This window comes from Streptomyces sp. 2P-4 (genome assembly GCF_030167965.1).
GTDB lineage: Bacteria > Actinomycetota > Actinomycetes > Streptomycetales > Streptomycetaceae > Streptomyces > Streptomyces globosus_A.
The window spans coordinates 2,696,235-2,713,133 of sequence record NZ_CP095011.1; the positions used below are offsets into that span (position 1 = coordinate 2,696,235).

14 protein-coding genes are annotated in these 16,899 nt (G+C 74.0%); 6 read left to right on the forward strand and 8 right to left on the reverse strand.

Annotated features, from left to right (window positions below; genetic code table 11):
• Positions 1–128: 128 nt before the first annotated feature.
• The gene (locus MUK52_RS11375) at positions 129–749 is read right to left on the reverse strand and encodes a GNAT family N-acetyltransferase (protein WP_284575868.1); all 621 of its coding nucleotides are present in this window, start codon (positions 747–749) and stop codon (positions 129–131) included.
• A gap of 148 nt (positions 750–897) precedes the next feature.
• Positions 898–1,131, reverse strand: a complete 234-nt coding sequence (locus MUK52_RS11380) for a hypothetical protein (RefSeq protein ID WP_284575869.1) — start codon at positions 1,129–1,131, stop codon at positions 898–900.
• A gap of 351 nt (positions 1,132–1,482) precedes the next feature.
• Between MUK52_RS11380 and MUK52_RS11385 the strand changes: the two genes are divergently transcribed.
• Positions 1,483–2,694: a pyridoxal phosphate-dependent aminotransferase gene (locus tag MUK52_RS11385; protein WP_114053914.1), complete on the forward strand. Its 1,212-nt coding sequence runs from the start codon at positions 1,483–1,485 to the stop codon at positions 2,692–2,694.
• 147 nt (positions 2,695–2,841) lie between these two features.
• A complete protein-coding gene (locus MUK52_RS11390; RefSeq protein ID WP_284575872.1) occupies positions 2,842–3,240 on the forward strand; it encodes an SCO4983 family protein in 399 nt (132 codons plus the stop codon).
• A gap of 102 nt (positions 3,241–3,342) precedes the next feature.
• Here MUK52_RS11390 and MUK52_RS11395 read toward each other — a convergent pair whose 3' ends face one another.
• Entirely contained in the window at positions 3,343–3,762 is a 420-nt protein-coding gene (locus MUK52_RS11395; protein ID WP_284575873.1) for a hypothetical protein, read from the reverse strand.
• 455 nt (positions 3,763–4,217) lie between these two features.
• Entirely contained in the window at positions 4,218–6,044 is a 1,827-nt protein-coding gene (locus MUK52_RS11400; RefSeq protein ID WP_114053911.1) for a phosphoenolpyruvate carboxykinase (GTP), read from the reverse strand.
• A gap of 220 nt (positions 6,045–6,264) precedes the next feature.
• Here MUK52_RS11400 and trhA point away from each other — a divergent pair, with 220 nt between their 5' ends.
• Positions 6,265–6,951, forward strand: a complete 687-nt coding sequence (gene trhA, locus MUK52_RS11405; protein WP_114058439.1) for a PAQR family membrane homeostasis protein TrhA — start codon at positions 6,265–6,267, stop codon at positions 6,949–6,951.
• 35 nt (positions 6,952–6,986) lie between these two features.
• Here trhA and MUK52_RS11410 read toward each other — a convergent pair whose 3' ends face one another.
• Both MUK52_RS11410 and MUK52_RS11415 read right to left on the reverse strand, forming a co-directional pair.
• Complete coding sequence (locus MUK52_RS11410) at positions 6,987–9,074, reverse strand: thioredoxin domain-containing protein (RefSeq protein WP_284575875.1); 2,088 nt, start codon at positions 9,072–9,074, stop codon at positions 6,987–6,989.
• A 441-nt stretch (positions 9,075–9,515) separates the two neighbouring features.
• Positions 9,516–9,956, reverse strand: coding sequence for a hypothetical protein (locus MUK52_RS11415; protein WP_284575876.1), 441 nt, complete (start codon positions 9,954–9,956; stop codon positions 9,516–9,518).
• 215 nt (positions 9,957–10,171) lie between these two features.
• On the opposite strand from MUK52_RS11415, the gene MUK52_RS11420 reads away from it, so the two are divergent.
• Entirely contained in the window at positions 10,172–13,789 is a 3,618-nt protein-coding gene (locus MUK52_RS11420) for a tetratricopeptide repeat protein (RefSeq protein WP_284575877.1), read from the forward strand.
• Positions 13,790–14,381: 592 nt separating this feature from the next.
• On the opposite strand, the gene MUK52_RS11425 is transcribed toward MUK52_RS11420, so the two are convergent.
• Together MUK52_RS11425 and mca are read right to left on the reverse strand one after the other, a co-directional pair.
• Positions 14,382–14,621, reverse strand: coding sequence for a hypothetical protein (locus MUK52_RS11425; protein WP_114053906.1), 240 nt, complete (start codon positions 14,619–14,621; stop codon positions 14,382–14,384).
• The gene (gene mca / locus MUK52_RS11430; protein WP_114053905.1) at positions 14,618–15,505 is read right to left on the reverse strand and encodes a mycothiol conjugate amidase Mca; all 888 of its coding nucleotides are present in this window, start codon (positions 15,503–15,505) and stop codon (positions 14,618–14,620) included. The genes MUK52_RS11425 and mca overlap by 4 nt, the downstream gene beginning before the upstream one ends.
• Before the next feature lie 122 nt (positions 15,506–15,627).
• On the opposite strand from mca, the gene MUK52_RS11435 reads away from it, so the two are divergent.
• Positions 15,628–16,041 (forward strand): DUF4307 domain-containing protein, encoded by a 414-nt coding sequence (locus MUK52_RS11435; protein ID WP_114053904.1) that lies wholly within the window; start codon positions 15,628–15,630, stop codon positions 16,039–16,041.
• Between the two features lie 269 nt (positions 16,042–16,310).
• The gene (gene greA, locus MUK52_RS11440; RefSeq protein WP_114053903.1) at positions 16,311–16,808 is read left to right on the forward strand and encodes a transcription elongation factor GreA; all 498 of its coding nucleotides are present in this window, start codon (positions 16,311–16,313) and stop codon (positions 16,806–16,808) included.
• Positions 16,809–16,899: the final 91 nt, after the last annotated feature.

Consider the following 16,899-nt stretch of genomic DNA (forward strand, 5'->3'; position numbering starts at 1 on the left):
CCCGCGGTGCCGGGCGGCGGTGCGGGGGGCGGGCAGACAGGCAGTGTCCCGTGGGGACACGTTCCGCGTCCAAGCGTTTACGGAACGCGACGCCGGGCCGCCCGCGTGTGCGCCGGGGCGCGGCGGGGTCAGGCGGCGCCGGCCGCCTGCTGCGGCTCGCGCCACATGGCCCACAGGGTGGGGCCGCCGCCGGGGAGGGCGATCTCCTCGCGGACGGTGAAGCCGAAGTGCTCGTAGAAGGGCAGGTTGTCCGCCTTGGACGACTCCAGGTACGCGGGCATGCCGGCCGCGTCGGCCTTGGCGAGGCCGGAGCGCAGCAGGGCCGCGCCGTGGCCCTGGCCGCGGGCGGCGGGGTCGGCGCCGATGGCCGCGAGGTACCAGTGCGGCTCCTGCGGGGTGTGGGCGGCGGCCGCGCCGATGGCGTCGCGGAACAGCCCGGCGCGGTCGCCGAGCACCTCCAGCAGGGCCTGCTGGGTCTCCACGTCGGGCACGCCCAGCTCGCCGGCCTCGGGGGCGACCCAGAAGGCGGCTGCGGAGGCGGTGCGCTCGCAGACGCCGTGCCGGACGTAGTGCCGGGTGAAGAGGGTGGTGAAGTACTGGGCCAGGCGCTCCTCGCGCGAGGCGGCGTCGGGGAAGAACCAGCACATCATCGGGTCGTCACCGAAGGCGCGGGCCAGGTTGCGGCCGATCTCCGGGGCGTCTGCGGCGGTGGCCGCCTGCGGGATGTTCGCTATCGACATACGGGTCATTCTGCACATCGCCTTCAGGCCTCCGCAGGCCGGGTCGGACCCACCCGTTCGGGACAACGCCCCGGCCCCCCGGGCAAGTTCCCGCCGACCCGGGCGCACCGCCGTCCACAGTGGCGCCGCGTCAGCTGACGCGGCGCCAGGCGGGCTTCTAGAGGTACTCGCGGGCGAACTCCACGGCCCATTCGACCGCGGCGACGGGGACACTCCCGGACTGGGGGTCGACGGCGAGGCGGGCGCCCTCCCAGCCCTGGCCGTGCTCGCGGTAGATGGCGAAGTAGCCCTCGCTGCGCACCCGGCCGCCGCTGCGGCCGTCGCGGTGGGGCCGTACCAGGAACTCGATCGCCCGGTCGTCCCCGTCCGTTCCCACGGTGGTGATCGCCATGTCGCCGACTATGAAGTCCACTGCTCTGCCTCTCCGTCCCCGCTGCTCCCGGAAGGACACCTTCCGCCAGGGCGCGGGCCGGCCGCATGAGTGCGCGTACTCAGGAGCCGTACTCAGGAGCCGTGCCCGCATCCGGCGGCGCCCCGCGCGGCAGCGGGGTGACGAGCGCAACACCACCCCTGCCGGGCGTATGCGGACACACCGATTCCGCAGGTGGAGCGCGGCCGCGGCCCCCGTTTCCAAGGCCCAGCACACCCCCGCCCTTCCCATCGCGCGAACCGGGACATACCCCCCTCCGATCCTGCGCCGGAATCCCCAGCGGGCCCGGCGCAGGGCCCGTAAGCTCCCGTCATGCAGGTGATCCAGTCAACGAAACTCGCCAATGTCTGCTACGAGATCCGCGGCCCCGTCCTCGAAGAGGCGATGCGGCTCGAAGCGGCAGGTCATCGCATCCTCAAGCTGAACACCGGCAACCCCGCGGCCTTCGGCTTCGAGTGCCCGCCGGAGATCCTGGAGGACATGCTCCGCAACCTGGGCGACGCCCACGGCTACGGGGACGCGAAGGGGCTGCTGTCCGCGCGGCGCGCGGTCATGCAGCACTACCAGACCAAGGGCATCGAGCTGGACGTCGAGGACATCTACCTCGGCAACGGCGTCTCCGAGCTGATCCAGATGGCGATGCAGGCGCTGCTCGACGACGGCGACGAGGTCCTCGTCCCCGCGCCGGACTACCCGCTGTGGACGGCGTCCGTCTCGCTGGCCGGCGGTACCGCCGTGCACTACCGCTGCGACGAGCAGTCCGACTGGATGCCGGACCTGGCCGACATCGAGCGGAAGGTCACCGACCGCACCCGCGCGATCGTGATCATCAACCCGAACAACCCCACCGGCGCCGTCTACGACGACGAGATGCTGCGGGGCCTCACCGACATCGCGCGCCGCCACAACCTCATCGTGTGCTCGGACGAGATCTACGACCGGATCCTCTACGACGGCGCCACGCACACCAACACCGCGGCGATCGCGCCCGACCTGCTGACCCTCACCTTCAACGGCCTGTCGAAGAACTACCGGGTCGCCGGCTACCGGGCCGGCTGGATGGCGGTGTGCGGCCCGAAGCAGCACGCCGCCTCGTACATCGAGGGCCTGACCATCCTGGCGAACATGCGCCTGTGCGCGAACATGCCCTCGCAGCACGCCGTGGCGACCGCCCTGGGCGGCCGGCAGTCGATCCAGGACCTGGTGCTGCCGGGCGGGCGGCTGCTGGAGCAGCGCGACACCGCATACGACCTGCTGACCCAGATCCCCGGCATCACCTGCGTGAAGCCGAAGGGGGCGCTCTACCTGTTCCCGCGGCTCGACCCGGCCGTCTACAAGATCAAGGACGACCGGCAGATGGTCCTCGACCTGCTGCGGGCCGAGAAGATCATGGTGGTCCACGGGACGGGCTTCAACTGGCCCGAGCCGGACCACTTCCGGATCGTGACGCTGCCGGCCGCCCCCGACCTGGCGGATGCCGTGACCCGGATCGGCAGGTTCCTGGACGGCTACGGCCAGCACTGACGGCGGCGGGCCGCGCCCGCGGTCGAGGGACGCCCGAGGGGCGGTGGAGGGGTCCGGCCCCGCTCCACCGCCCCTCGGTCCAGGATCAGGAAAAATTTTAGAACGAATCCAATGTAAGATGGTCTCCTGACTTTCGGGAGGCCACTCATGTACGAGCCGATCCGGACCAAGCCGGTCGTCCAGCGTGTGGGCGGCCGCCACTCCGACTATCCGCACAGCACCCGCGCCGAAGCGCTCGACCACCAGCTCGCCGGGCACCTGACCGCCCTGCTGGCCGTCACGGACGCGCTGGGGCTGGGCGACGCCGGCGACCGCATCGCCGCCCAGGTCGGCCGGCTGCGGGGCACCGCCCCCGCCCGGGAGCCGCACGACCCCGCCGCGGACCCCGCCGCCCTCCACCGGCGGGCGCACGACCTCGCCGGCCGGGCGCTGGTCGTGGCCGCGTCCCGCGCCGACACCACCGTCGCGATCCTCGCCGCCGAGCTGATGGACGCGCACACCGCCGCCCTGGGCCGGTTCTCCGGGAACCTCGCCGGGCGCCTGTGACGGCCCCGGTCCGGGGCCGCGGAGGCTCCGGACCGGGAGCCATGACGCCGTACGCCCGCCCCGGAGCGCGCATCCCCGTACGCTCCCTTCCGCCGCCCGCGGTCACGGCGCGGGGGTGAACTCCGCCCCCGCGACCCCGCACCACGGCACCGCCGCGAACGGCCACACCGGCCCGACGACCTCGCCCCGCTCGACGGCCTGCGGAGCCACCCCGGGAATCCGGACCAGGGCCTGCGCGGCGCGCCCGCCCGGCCGGGCCCCGTCGTCGTCGCGGAACTCCACCGTCACCACGTACGCCCCCGCGCCGCCGGGCCGCCCCGAGGCCTCGACCGCGGCGACCACCCTCCGGCTCGCCGGGTCGACCCGGCACCCGGTGACCCGTACGTCCTGCAGCGCGTCGCGCGGCGGCGCGGCGGCCGGCCCGCCGCCGCCCCACACGTACAGGCCCAGCGGTGTGAACACCAGCACCGCCGCCACCGCGGACAGGCCGAGGAGCCGGCCGTGCCGCTTCAACGCCGTCATCGCACCCATCGCGCCCAGCCCATCACCTCCGGCGCGGCCCCCGCGCCCTGCGCGCCCGCGCCCAGGAGACGATCCTGGCGGTCCGGCGGGCCCGCTGCCAGCATCCGCCGATGCGTACGCCGTTTCGAAGAGGGACCGGTCGGCCACCGTGCGCTCACCCGTCTCGCCGTGAAAGTGCCTGTCGACGGGAGCAGGCTGCCCGCCCGCGGGCCGCGGGACGCATCGCGGTGCCCGCGGAACGGGCGAGCGGGCGGAACGCGCGAGCGGCGGGCCCCCGTGCACCGGGGGCCCGCCGCCGGCGGGTGCGCGCGGCCCGCCCGGAGGAGCACGAAGACTCTCCGGGACGGCCCGCGGCTGCGGTGGGAACCGCTTGGTCGGGGGCTCCCACAGCGGTGGGAATCGCTTGGTCGGGGACTCCCACGTTCAAAGGGCCCTGGTTCAGGGCGTGTTGCGGCTCAGCCCAGGCGCTCCACGAGCGCGTGGTACTGGTCCCACAGCTCCTTCGGCGTGTGCTCGCCGTAGGTGTTCAGGTGCTCGGGCACCAGGGAGGCCTCGTCCCGCCACACGTCCTTGTCGACGGTGAGGAGGAAGTCGAGGTCCTCGTCGGCGATGTCGAGGCCGTCGAGGTCGAGGGCGGCCTTGGTCGGCAGGATGCCGATCGGGGTCTCGACGCCCTCGGCGGTGCCGTCGAGGCGGCCGACGATCCACTTCAGGACACGGCTGTTCTCGCCGAAGCCGGGCCACACGAACTTGCCCGCGTCGTTCTTGCGGAACCAGTTCACGTAGTAGATCTTCGGGAGCTTCGCGGCGTCCGCGGAGGCCCCGACCTTGATCCAGTGGGCCATGTAGTCGCCCATGTTGTAGCCGCAGAACGGCAGCATGGCGAACGGGTCGCGGCGCAGCTCGCCGACCTTGCCCTCGGCGGCGGCGGTCTTCTCGGAGGCGATGTTCGAGCCGATGAAGACGCCGTGGTTCCAGTCGAAGGACTCGGTGACCAGCGGGACGGCGGAGGCGCGGCGGCCGCCGAAGAGGATCGCGGAGACCGGGACGCCCTTGGGGTCCTCCCACTCGGGGGCGATCGTCGGGCACTGGGCGGCCGGGACGGCGAAGCGGGCGTTCGGGTGGGCCGCCGGGGTCCCGGACTCCGGGGTCCAGGGGTTGCCCTTCCAGTCGATCAGCTCGGCCGGGGGCTCCTCCGTCATGCCCTCCCACCAGACGTCGCCGCCGTCCGGGGTGAGCGCGACGTTGGTGAAGACGGTGTTGGCGTACATCGTCTTCATGGCGTTGGCGTTGGTGTGCGCGCCGGTGCCGGGGGCGACGCCGAAGAAGCCGGCCTCCGGGTTGATCGCGTACAGGCGGCCGTCCTCGCCGAAGCGCATCCAGGCGATGTCGTCGCCGATGGTCTCGACCGTCCAGCCGGGGATGGTCGGCTCCAGCATGGCGAGGTTGGTCTTGCCGCACGCCGACGGGAAGGCCGCGGCGACGTAGCGGGCCTCGCCCTGCGGCGGGGTGAGCTTCAGGATCAGCATGTGCTCGGCGAGCCAGCCCTCGTCGCGCGCCATGACGGAGGCGATGCGCAGGGCGTAGCACTTCTTGCCGAGCAGGGCGTTGCCGCCGTAGCCCGAGCCGTAGGACCAGATCTCGCGGGTCTCCGGGAAGTGCGAGATGTACTTGGTGGTGTTGCACGGCCACGGCACGTCGGCCTGGCCCTCGGCGAGCGGGGCGCCGAGGGTGTGGACGGCCTTGACGAAGAAGCCGTCCTCGCCGAGCTCGTCGAGCACGGCGCTGCCCATGCGGGTCATCGTGCGCATGGCGACCGCGACGTAGGCGGAGTCGGTGATCTCGACGCCGATCGCGGAGAGTTCGGAGCCGAGCGGGCCCATACAGAAGGGGACGACGTACATCGTGCGGCCCTTCATGGAGCCGCGGAAGATGCCGTTCTCGCCGGTGAAGATGTCCTTCATCTCCGCCGGGGCCTTCCAGTGGTTGGTCGGGCCGGCGTCCTCCTCCTTCTCGGAGCAGATGAAGGTCCGGTCCTCGACGCGCGCGACGTCGGAGGGGTCGGAGGCGGCGTAGTACGAGTTCGGGCGCTTGGTCTCGTCGAGCTTGCGGAAGGTTCCCTTCGCGACGAGCTCCCCGCACAGGCGCTCGTACTCGGCCTCGGAACCATCGCACCAGACGACGCTGTCCGGCTGGGTGATCGCCGCGATCTCGTCGACCCAGGCGATCAGGTCCTTGTGGTTCGTCGGGACGGATGTGGGAGCCGCGTTGTCGCGCGCCACGATTGCTCCTTGTTGAGGGGTTCGTTTGGTGTATGCCCCGTGGGGGCTGCGACCCGGACGCTTCGCGCTCCGCTCATCCGGTGCCGACCGCACTCATCTGATCATCCGGTGCGTGTGCGCATATGTCCAGGGGGCCTCTCACGTGAGCATCGCCACTCCCGTCAATCTTCCGTAAAGCACACCATGAGAAACCTACGGACCCGTAGGTAGCATGTGGACCATGACTTCTGACGCCGCAGTCGTGCGGGAGGCCGCTGCGGCGGCTGCCGCGCCGGAGGCCAAGCCGCTGATGCGCGGCTGGCTGCACGCAGGGATGTTCCCCGCCGTCGTCGTGGCGGGCCTGGCCCTCATGGCCTTCACCGACTCCACGCGCGCCCGGGTGGCGTGCGGGGTGTACGTGCTCACCGCCTGCCTGCTGTTCGGGATCAGCGCCGTGTACCACCGCGGAAACTGGGGGCCGCGCGGCGAGGCGGTCCTGCGCCGCCTCGACCACGCCAACATCTTCCTGATCATCGCGGGGACGTATACCCCGCTGACCGTCCTGCTCCTCCCGCCCTCCACCGGACGGACGCTGCTGTGGGCGGTCTGGATCGCGGCCGCGGCCGGGATCGCCTTCCGGGTCTTCTGGGTCGGCGCCCCGCGCTGGCTCTACACCCCCTGCTACATCGCGATGGGCTGGGCGGCCGTCTTCTTCCTGCCCGACTTCCTGCGCGCCGGCGGCATAGCCGTCCTCGTCCTCGTGGTGGCCGGCGGGCTGCTCTACAGCGCGGGAGGGGTCATCTACGGGATCAAGCGGCCCAACCCCTCACCGCGCTTCTTCGGCTTCCACGAGGTGTTCCACTCGCTGACGCTGGCCGCGTTCGTCGCGCACTACGTCGGCATCTCGCTGGCGGCCTACCGGCACTGACGGGCGGGGCGCCGGACGGGCGGGGCGCCGGCGGGTCAGGAGCCCGCCGGCCCGCCGAGCTGCGCGGCGAGTTCGGCCGGGTCCGCCGTGGGCCGCGCGCACACGAAGTGCCGGCACACGTACGCCGCCGCCCTGCCCTCGACGGGCGTCCGCCCGGCCAGCAGCGGGAACTCGCCGTCGGCCGCGCCCGGTCCGCCGTCCGCCGCCGGCTCGCCGACCGCCACGACCGCCCCGGGGGCCGTCGCCAGGAGCGCCGCCCGGTGCAGCTCCGCGCGTGCCGGATCGTCCGCCCGGCCGACCACGGCCACCTCGCGCGGCCCGTCCAGCAGCGCCTCCGCGACCGCCAGGCCGTGCCCGATGAAGCGCGGGGCGCGCGGGCCGAGCGCCCGCACCACCCCGAGCGCCCGCTCGGCCGCCGTGCGGTGCGCCTCCGAGCCGGTGTGCGCGGCGTACGAGAGCAGCGCGCCGGCCGCGGCCGTCCACCCGGAGGGCGCGGCGGTGTCGGTCGGGTCCTGCGGCCTGCGGATCAGCCGCTCCGCATCGTGCGCGGTGTCGTACAGGGAGCCGTCCCCGGCGGTGAACCGGTCCAGCACCAGGTCCAGGAGGAACCCGGCGAACTCCAGCCAGACGCCCTCCCCGGTCACCGCGGCCAGCGCCAGGAACCCCTCGGCGACGTCCCCGTAGTCCTCCAGCACCCCGGCGTTCGCCCCGACCTGCCCGTCCTTGCTGGTGCGGGCCAGGCGCGGGGCGCGCCCGTCCTCCGCCCGGAAGTGGACCCGTACGAGCAGGTCGGCGGCCTCCGTGGCCCGCTCGACCAGGTCCGGCCGGTCGAAGTACGCCCCGCACTCGGCGAGCGCGGCGACCGCCAGGCCGTTCCACGCGGCGACGACCTTGTCGTCCCGGCCCGGCGCGGGCCGTGCCGCGCGCGCCGCGAGCAGCCGCTGCCGGATCCCGGCGATGCGCCCGGCGTCGACGACCGGCCCGTCCTGCGGGAGCCGGAGCACCGAGGCGCCGTGCTCGAAGGTCCCCTCCTGCGTCACCCCGAAGCAGGCGGCGGCCAGCGCCCCGTCCTCCGCGCCGAGCACCTCCTCCAGCTGGGCGGGCGTCCACGCGTAGTACGCGCCCTCCGCGGGCTTCCCGGTCCGCGGGTCCTCGCTGTCGGCGTCGAGCGCGGAGGCGAAACCGCCCTCGGGGGTGCGCAGCTCCCGCACCATGAAGTCGGCGGTCTCCAGCGCCACGCGCCGGGCCAGATCCGACCCGGTGGCCCGCCACAGGTGCGCGTAGACACGGCACAGCAGCGCGTTGTCGTAGAGCATCTTCTCGAAGTGCGGAACCAAAGGTCCACCGCTCCTCGGTGTGAGTACGTACCGGTGGAAGCCGCCCCCCACCTGGTCGTACAGGCTCGAACGAGCCATCGCGCCGCAGAGCCCCTCTGCCATCTCCAGCGCCGCCACGGAACCGGCACGCGTGTGGTGGCGCAACAGGAACTCGACCACCATCGACGGCGGGAACTTGGTGTCTCCCTTGAACCAGCCGCTCGCCGTGTCGATGTCCCGGGTCAGTTGGAGGAGCGAGAGGGCCTGGGTCTCGTCGGTGGGCAACCCTGCGGACTCGATACTCAGCTCCCGCCCGGCAAGATCCTTGGTGATCTTCGCGGCGACTTCGCCCACCTCGTCGCGTCGGCTCGTCCATGCGTTGTGGACACCTTCGAGTACCTGCCGCAAGGACGGCATCCCATGGCGGGGCTCCGGCGGGAAGTACGTTCCGAAGTAGAACGGCTCCCCGTCCGGCGTCATGAACACGGACATGGGCCAGCCACCCTGCCCCGTCGAGGCCTGCACCGCCTCCATGTAGACGGCGTCCACGTCCGGCCGCTCTTCACGGTCCACCTTGACGGACACGAAGTGCTCGTTCAGGTACGCGGCAGTGTCGTCGTCCTCGAAGGACTCATGCGCCATCACATGGCACCAGTGGCACGCGCTGTACCCGACGCTCAGGAACACGGGGACATCGCGCCTCCGGGCTTCTTCGAACGCGCCGACCTCCCACGGCCACCAGTCGACGGGGTTGTCCGCATGCTGGAGGAGATACGGGGACGTGGCCTGCGCAAGTCGGTTCGGCATGCCCCCATCCTTGCGCACCCGCCTCCGCCCCGCCCATGCGCCACAGCAGGGGCAGCGCACGAACGGGGCAGCAGGGTGTCTGCTCAGTGCCCGCGCGGCCGGACCCGCTGACGAGGTGCCGCACCGCTCTGCCGCCACTGCCCGTCGCAGACGAACAGGGGAAGCCCGAAGTACGCCCCGCGGGGCACGCACGACGGGCGCCCGCCTCCGGGTCCGTGGGGCACCCGTCGGCGCACGCGGGCGCTCCGGCGCCCAGCGGCGGCATCCACCGGCCCTCCGAGGCTGCCCGTACGCCCGTCGGGATCGCCCGTCAGGCGCACCTGCACCGGGGCCGGTCCGGGCACACCGGGCGTGGACGCCCTCACTCGGAGTCTGCTGAGCAGATCGCCTACCGAAAACGGACAAGGCCGGTCCGGAAGACTCAGCCGCGTTGCGTCGAACTCAGTTCCCGGTGGCCGTGTCCTTCTTCGACAGCCAGTCGAACTCGAGCCGCTCCAGGATCGGGGTGTGGTCTCCCTGCCGCCGGGCGGGTTTGACCGTGATGCCCTTTTCCCCAAGGGCGCACTTCAGGAGCATCCGCTTGTCCGCCGTATCCGACGCTTCCCACGCCTCGCTCAGGATGCCGATCTGCGCAAGGGGCGAGAGGTCTGCCTCCGCGTCCAACGCTTCAAGGGCTGCCGTGGTGGACTCGATAACGGCGCGCTGCCCGTCACTCAGCTCCTCGAAGCGCTCTTCATCCATCTTCCCGTACACGTAGAAGTCGTCTTCGAGCTTCTTCACACGCCGCTGGGCCGCCTCAAGGGCCTTCTGCGCCTCATCCTTCTTCGCCTGCGTTTCGGGGTCCGCGAAGGCAAGCCACCGGCGGGCAATTTCGATCACCACCGGGTCACTGAGGTCTGCGCAGCTACCCGCCCAAGCCGCTGCCGACGGCGCCGTAGGGCGCGGGCGGGCGCCGGCGGGGGCCGGGCGTGGATATATGCGCCGTGGGGGCGGGTGCGGGGTCAACTGGCTCTGATCTCGCTCAAGTTGTGTCGCGCATCGGGGGGTGCGGTCCCACACTTGGGGCACGTTGCCGGAGCTCTCTTGAGGGGATGCCGATGCGGGACAGCCATCGCGGTGAGGCCGAGCGGCTGCTGGAGCGGGCCGTGGACGAAGAGGCCCGGCGGGCAGCCGGTGCGGGGGCGCCGTTCGACAGGGCCGCGCTGCTGACCCGCGGGCTGGAGTCGCTGGACTCCCTCGCGGCGAGCGCCGCCGAGGAGTACGAGGCGTACGTACGGGCGCTGGACGCCTCGGACGCCGGGGCGGAGTCGCTCGGCGAGGCCTTCCGGCGGCAGAACACCTCGACGGCGCTGCTGGTGACGGCGGTGGCGGCGGCCGCCGCGGCCGGCGCGGACCTGTCGCTCGGGTTCCCGGTCGGGGCGGCGCTGACCGCCGGGGCCGTCACCGGGGTCGCGGGCGCGGCGGCGGCCGTCGCGAAGGTGACGGCCGGGCACCTGCCTGCCGCGAACCGGCGGGCCGGCGAACGGGGACGGCCCGGCGGGCCCGAACAGCTGCGGCTGAAGTGGCTGACGGCTCTTGAGGTGCGCGGGATACGGCCGTTCCTGGAGCAGCAGCGCGCGGTGGCGGCCGCGGCCCGCGCGCCCCGGCTACCGCGGCCGGCGGCCGCGGTACCGCCGCTGCGCGGCGGCGACCGCAGTGCGCAGGCGCGGCGGCGCAGCGTGCTGGAGCAGTCCTTCGGGCAGCTCCCGGAGCCGGCCGCGGGGTTCACGGGCCGGCGGGCCGAACTGGCCCGGATCGCGCAGTGGGTGCAGGCGGCGCGGGCCAGTACGGAGACCCGGCCGGTGGTGGTCGTCCTGCACGGCGGGCCGGGCGTCGGCCGGACGGCGCTGGCCCTGCGGGCGGCGGACGCGCTGCGGGACCAGTTCCGCGGCGCGTGCGTGGTGGACCTGCGCGGCGGCTCGCCCGGCGGGCGGACGCCGCTGCCGGTACGGGAGGCCCTGCTGCACCTGCTGAACCGGCTGGGCGCGCCGCGCGAGCAGCTGCTCTTCCGCGAGGGCTCGTCCGCGGAGCAGCAGGTGCGGCGGCTCGGAGAGCTGTACCACCAGCAGTTGCAGGGGCTGCCGGTGACCGTGGTGCTGGACGACGCGGTGGACGCGGAGCAGGTCCGTCCGCTCGTGCCGGAGCGGTCCGAAAGCCTGGTGCTGGTCACGGCGCGGGAGCCGCTGGAGCTGCCGGGGCTCGCTGCATGGGTCCATCAGCTGCCGGTGCAGCCGCTGCCCGCCGCGGAGGCGGCGGACCTGGTCCGGGCAGTCGCTGCCGCGGCCGCGGCCGGGGCCGCGGCCGGGGCCGGGGCGGGGGCGGGGGCCGGATCCGGTGACCGGCCGGACGACGCGGCCGTGGCGGAACTGGTCGCCCTGGGCGCCGGCCTCCCCCTGGCCCTCCGCGCCCTGGCCCCCACGGCCGCGCCGCGGAAGGCCCCCGCCGCCGCGGGCGGGGTGCCCGGGGCCCGGGGCGAAGGCTCCGCCGGGGCCCCCGCAGCAGGAGGCCAGACCGTGTCCGCGGCACCCGAGCGCACGAGGGGAGGCGTTGCCGGGGCGACCCCCGACCGGCACCCGGCCGTTCCTGCGGCGCACGGGGACGAGGCCGCAGACGCGGCGACCGCCGCCGGGAGCGAAGCGGCCGGCAGACCGGCCGCGGGCAGCGGCCAGGACGCCGCCGGAGCGGCCGAGGTCCGGGCCCGGGCCGTACCCGCGGCGGCCGACGGTCCCGCCGGCGCCGACACCGGCGGGACCGCCCCCGGGGGCGCCGGCCCGGTACTCGTAGGCGCGGGCCCCTCCGGTCAGGTGCTGGAGCGGGCGCTGGCCCGGGCGTACGGGCGGCTGCCCGAGGACCGGCAGCGGCTGTTGCGGCGGCTCACGCTCGCCGGGCGGGCCTCCCTCGGCCCGTCCGCGGCGGCCGCCCTGATCGGCACCGGCCCGGTCGAGGCCGCCCGGCTGCTGCACGAGCTTGCCCGCGCCGGCCTCCTGGACCACGTACGGGGCGAGCGGTTCCGCATGCACGACGCGGTGCGCGCCTACGCGGCGGCGCGCCTGGCGGCGGACGGGGACCGGGCGGGCGCCTCGGCGGCGCACGGCCGCCTCATCCGCGACTACGCGCAGCTGGCGGACACGGTGATCCGGATGGTCGACGGCCAGACGTCGACACGCTCCGGCCACTTCGGCGGGCACGGCTTCGCCTCGCTGGAGGCGGCGCTGCGCTGGCTGGACGAGGAGTCGAGCTTCATCACGGCGGCCCTGCGCCACGCCGGGGACGTCGACGACCTCCAGGCGGTACTCGACCTGCTGGGCGCGCTGTGCGACTTCTGCCTGCTGCGCGGCGACCTGTACCGGCTCGGGGAGATCGACGAACTGACGCGGGCGGTGGAGGCGGCCCGCCGGGGCCGGCCCGGCCAGGGCCGTCTGGTGCGGTCGGTGCAGTGGCGTACGGGCATCGCGGCGCGCCAGCTCGGCGAGCTGGACCGGGCCCGCACGACGCTGTCGTCGGTGGTGGACCAGTACCGGGAGGCGCGGCAGGACGCGGGGGCGGCCATGGCGCTGGTCTCGCTCGGGATCACGCTGCACCACCAGGGCCGGCTTCGGGACGCCGCGGCCCGCATCCGGGAGGCGCTGGAGCTGCAGGAGCCGGCGGAGCTGGCGGGCGACCGGGCGTGGGCGCTGCACGCGCTGGCGGCGGTCGAGCGGGACTCGGCCCGCCTGGCGGAGGCGCTCGGGCTGCTGCGGCGCTCCCTGGCGCTGCACCGGGAGCACGGGAGCGTGCACGGCGAGGCGTGGGCGCAGTTCCAGCTCGGGCAGGTGTACCTGCGGCTCGGGGAGGTCCCGCAGGCGGAGGAGGAGCTGCACCGGGCGCTGGACCTGTACGGGCGCACCCGCGACGACCGCGGCCGGGCCTGGGCGATGACGCAGCTGGGGCGGGCCCGGGTGGTGGACGGCGACCCGGGCCCGGCGGTGGAGCGGCTCCGGGAGGCGCTGGCCCGGCACCGGGAGGCGGAGGACGCCCGCGGCGAGGCGTGGACGCTGTACTACCTGGGGCAGGCACTGGAGGAGGCCGGGGAGCCGGACGAGGCCGTGCGGGAGCTGGAACGCGCCCGGACGATGTTCTCGCGGATGCGGGACGTGTACGGGCTGGCGCACGCCCGGCACCACTCGGGGCGCGTGACGCGCGACGTGCGGGCGGCCCGGACCGGCAGCCTCCGCAACTCCGGCTTCGCCCGGCAGCTGCTGGTGGACGCGCGGGCGGACTTCCGGCGCATCGGGCTGGCCCACGGCGAGGCGTGGACCTGCCTGGAGCTGGCGGTCGTCGACGCAGGCAACGACCGGACGCCGCAGGCGCTGGACCTGTGCGAGGAGGCGGCCCGGCTGTTCATCTCGTACGGGGACCGGCGCGGGGAGGACTGGGCGCGGTTCATGCGCTGCACGCTGCTGCCGTACGCGGCGCCCGGCGGCGGCGCGGAGGAGGCGCGGGCGGAGCTCGCGCGGCTGTCGGGGGCCCCGCACCCGGTGCGGGATGGGCGGCTGGCGGACTGCCTGGAGGCGTACGCGGTGGTCCTGGCGCGGGGTGTGGACCCGGCGGAGGGGTGGCAGGGGTGGCGCCTGTCGATGGTCCCGGACCTGCACGCACAGGAGGTCATGGGCGTCCCGATGCCCCCCGCGCCCTGACGCGGCAGCCGCCGCACCGCCTGCGGAGGCGCGCACCCCGGCTGCTCAGGCGGGCCGCCGCGGCATGGCCTTCGTACGCCGACCCCGCACGCGGGAGCCGCACGGCCTGGTGCCGCAGCCGGGACCGACGCGGGACGTGCAGGCCGGCACTCCGCCCGCAGGCGGCGCGGGCGCCGAGGGCGGGCGGCAGGCGCGGGCGCGGTACGCCGGGCCTTGCGCCGGGCGCATCCGCGGGCCCGTACACCGGGCGCGCGCCCCGGGGCCGCCGCTCCGGTGGGAAGGCCGGCTGCGCCGCCGTGCCACGGGGCGGGAGGCAGCGGGGCGGCCGCGGTGGCGGCAGGCGGGGGTGGCGGCTGCGCGGGCCGGCGGGCCCGTCCGGGGCAGGCGTCCCCGCGCGCCCGCGGCACGCCGCCGCGTCCGTGGCGCGGACGCCGTACGCCGGTTCCGTGCGCGGCGCGCGCCGGGAGTCCGCCCCCGGCCGCACGCCGCCGCCCGGCGGCGCGGGCGCGGGCGTGCGCGGACGCCGCCCCTCCGGTGGGCCGGGGAGGCGGCGGGGGCGCGCCCGCGGCGGAACGCCGCAGGCGGGAGGGCGCTATGCCGCCTTGTCGCCCGCCCCGGATGCGCCGGAGGCACCGGCCGGTGCCGGCTCGGCGGCCTCCTGGAAGTCGACCTTGCCCATGTGCCGGTTCATCGACTTCATCAGCCCCCACACCGCGAGGGCGAGGGCCGCGAACACGATGAAGCCCAGGACGCCGGGGGTCACCTTGTTCTTGTCGAAGGTGTCGCCCGCGAGCGGGAGGAGCTGCGTCAGTGCTGCGTGGGTAGCGCTCATGACGGGACATTCTCCCGGATGCCCGCGAAGAGGTCGGACTCGGGGAGGGAGGTGTCGACGAGGGACTTCGCGAGCTCGTACTCCTCGGTGGGCCAGACCTCCTTCTGGATCTCCATGGGGACGCGGAACCAGCCGCCGTCGGGGTCGATCTGCGTGGCGTGCGCGATGAGCGCCTTGTCGCGGATCTCGAAGTAGTCGGCGCACGGCACGTGCGTGGTGAGCGTCCGCTCGGTGCGCTCGAACTCCTTCCAGCGCTCCAGCCACTCGCCGTACGGGGACTCCATGCCGCGGGCGAGCAGCGCCTCGTGCAGGGCGATGGTGCGCGGCTTGTTGAAGCCCTGGTTGTAGTAGAGCTTCTGGGGCTGGAAGGCCGGGCCGAACTCGTCCTCCGGGTACTTCCCGGTGTCGGCCGCGCCGTCGAACGCCACCATCGTGATCTTGTGGGTCATGATGTGGTCGGGGTGCGGGTAGCCGCCGTTCTCGTCGTACGTGGTGATGACCTGCGGCCGGAAGGCGCGGATCTTCTTCACCAGGCGGCCGGCCGCCTCGTCGACGTCCTCCAGGGCGAAGCAGCCCTCGGGCAGCGGGGGCAGCGGGTCGCCCTCCGGGAGGCCGGAGTCGACGTAGCCGAGCCACTCCTGCTCGACGCCGAGGATCTGGCGGGCCTCCTCCATCTCCTTGGCGCGGACCTCGTGGATGTTCTCCTCGATGTACTTGTCACCCTGGAGCTTGGGGTTCAGGATCGAGCCGCGCTCGCCGCCGGTGCAGGTCACGACCAGCACGGGCACCCCCTCGGACACGTACTTGGCCATCGTGGCCGCGCCCTTGCTCGACTCGTCGTCGGGGTGCGCGTGGACGGCCATCAGTCGCAGCTGCTCGGTCAAGACAGGATCCTCTGTGATTCGTCAGGCGGACGGCTTCTATAGTGACCGAACCGGGGGGTGGAAAAATTCCGGGGTGAGACCGGAAATTCCAACGCCCGCCCGGCCTCCCGGAAGGAACGATCATGAGCACGGTGCGCGAGGGACTGCCCGAGGGCCGCTACGGCCGGTCGGCGGACGAGCGTGCGGACCGCAAGCTGAAGATCGTCGGCTCGGTGCTGGGGGTCGGCCTGCTCGCCGTGGTCGGCTGGATCGGCTGGGACTACGTAGCCGGTCAGACGGTCAGCGCCGAGGTGATCAAGTTCCAGGTGGTGTCGGACTCCGAGGTGCAGGTGCACCTGGAGGTCCGCAAGGACGCCTCGGTCGCCGGGGTGTGCACCCTGATCTCCCAGGACCGCGGCCACGGCGAGGTGGGCCGGGCCGACTTCGCCTTCCCGCAGCGGGCGTCGCGGGTGGACGAGGTGGTGTCGCTGAAGACGACGGCGCGCGCCACGGCGGTCGAGCTCGTGGGCTGCCAGGCGGCCGGCTCCGCAGGCTGAGCCCCCGCCTCCGCCACCGCCTCCCCTGACGCCTCCGCTTCCCCTTCCGTCGCCGCTTTCCCTGCCGTCTCCGCGGGCCGGCCCCCGTGGCCCGGCCGCTGCCGGAGGCGGCCCGGTTCGGACGTCCGTCCGGACACTTTCCTGCTCACGGGCCCGATGACACACTTCATACACACGGTGTCCTCCCCCTTTTCTTCCCGAATTGTTAGGCTCGTGGTTTCGCCCGCCACCGGCGGACAAGCAGTCCCCTGTACCGACGAGGAGCACCCGTGACCCAGACGAGCGACAGCGTCACCTGGCTGACCCAGGCGGCGTACGACCAGCTGAAGGCCGAGCTGGACTACCTCTCTGGTCCCGCCCGCACGGAGATCGCAGCGAAGATCGCAGCCGCCCGCGAGGAGGGCGACCTGCGTGAGAACGGCGGTTACCACGCGGCCAAGGAGGAGCAGGGCAAGCAGGAGCTCCGCGTGCGCCAGCTGACGCAGCTGCTGGAGAACGCGAAGGTCGGCACGGCCCCGGCCAGCGACGGCGAGGTCGCCCCCGGCACCGTCGTCACGATCGCCTTCGACGGCGACGAGGACGACACGATGTCCTTCCTGCTGGCCTCCCGCGAGTACGCGTCGGGGGACATCGAGACCTACTCTCCGCAGTCGCCGCTCGGTGCCGGCGTGCTCGGCAAGAAGATCGGCGAGGAGGCCGGCTACGAGCTGCCGAACGGCAAGACGGCCATGGTCAAGATCCTCGACGTCAAGCCCTTCACCGGCTGACCGCACCGGCTGACCAGCAGCTCCGCCGCCGGCCGCATGCCGCAGCCCCCTCGGGACGTCCGTCCGAGGGGGCTGCGGCGTACCGGTGCCG